Here is a 1,032-nt window from a genome sequence, read left to right as displayed (position 1 = left end):
GGCGCTGTCCCAGTTATGTGTTGAAAGGCTAACCTTGAAGCAAGCCATCACCTTGAGGGCCTCCATCATGGATACCCAAGCCTTTCAGCATCTACTGTCTCTCTTCCCACAGCTCACCCTCCGCCAACGTCGCCTCGTGCAACATGAACTCACCACCCCTCACCCCATCACCTCGTTGGCCACCCAACTCCCCGCTTGCCAATGTTGCCCTCACTGCCAGGCCGTGGCCGCGCAGTTGGCTCCCTGGGGCTGGAATAGAGGGCTGCGCCGTTATCGCTGCAAGCAGTGTCTACGCACAAGCTCCGTTCTCACCAAGACGCCGCTGGCCCGACTTCGCAAGGCACAATGCTGGGAAGACTACGCCCAGGCCCTCATCGACGGCTTGACCGTCCGGCAGGCTGCGATTCGCTGCGGGGTCTGCAAAAACACTGCCTTCTTGTGGCGTCACCGCTTCCTGAACGCCATGGCGAGCCACCAAGCGGTACGGGAAGAGGGGATTGTCGAGGTCGATGAAACCTTCTTCCTGGAGTCGTTCAAAGGACAGCGCGGATTGCCCCGCCCGGCCCGTCATCGTGGCGGCAAAGGCCGCACCCGAGGCACAGGGCCGGATTACATCCCGGTGATGGTGGTGCAGGACAGAGCAGGTCATCTGGCTGACTTCCAGTTGGAGCAGCTAAATGCCAAAGCAGTCAGGGCAGTGCTGACGCCGCTTATCGCGCCGGATGCGGTACTGTGCAGTGATGGCGCCGGGGTGTATGCCAGTTTCAGCGAGGGGCAAGGGATAACGCATCAGGTGGTGCGCAACCGTGCGGGAGAGCGGGTGGTGGGTGCGTATCACATCCAGCATGTGAACGGGTACCACAGGCGGTTGAAGGAGTGGATGGAGCGGTTCCATGGGGTAGCGACCCACTATCTGAGGAATTATCTGGGGTGGCGAAGGATGTTAGAGCGCTATGGAAGGGAGGTGACTATCCCACGTTGCTTGCATGAGGCGCTGGGGCGCCCCATGCAACACGTAATTGGGACATAGCC

1 protein-coding gene is annotated in these 1,032 nt (G+C 60.6%); it reads left to right on the top strand.

Annotated elements, in window-relative coordinates:
* Positions 1–67 precede the first annotated feature (67 nt).
* A complete protein-coding gene (locus tag AC3WR3_RS20800) occupies positions 68–1,030 on the top strand; it encodes an IS1595 family transposase (protein ID WP_492293324.1) in 963 nt (320 codons plus the stop codon).
* The last annotated feature ends 2 nt before the right edge of the window (positions 1,031–1,032 follow it).

This window comes from Aeromonas sp. EU05-FHT14A05 (assembly GCF_058791175.1).
Note: the sequence above shows the minus strand (reverse complement) of the source record. Positions and strands in the feature narration are given on the sequence as shown.

Coding starts and splice junctions, on each gene's coding strand:
- AC3WR3_RS20800 (WP_492293324.1), top strand. CDS start 68: ATGGATACCCAAGCCTTTCAGCATCTACTGTCTCTCTTCCCACAGCTC.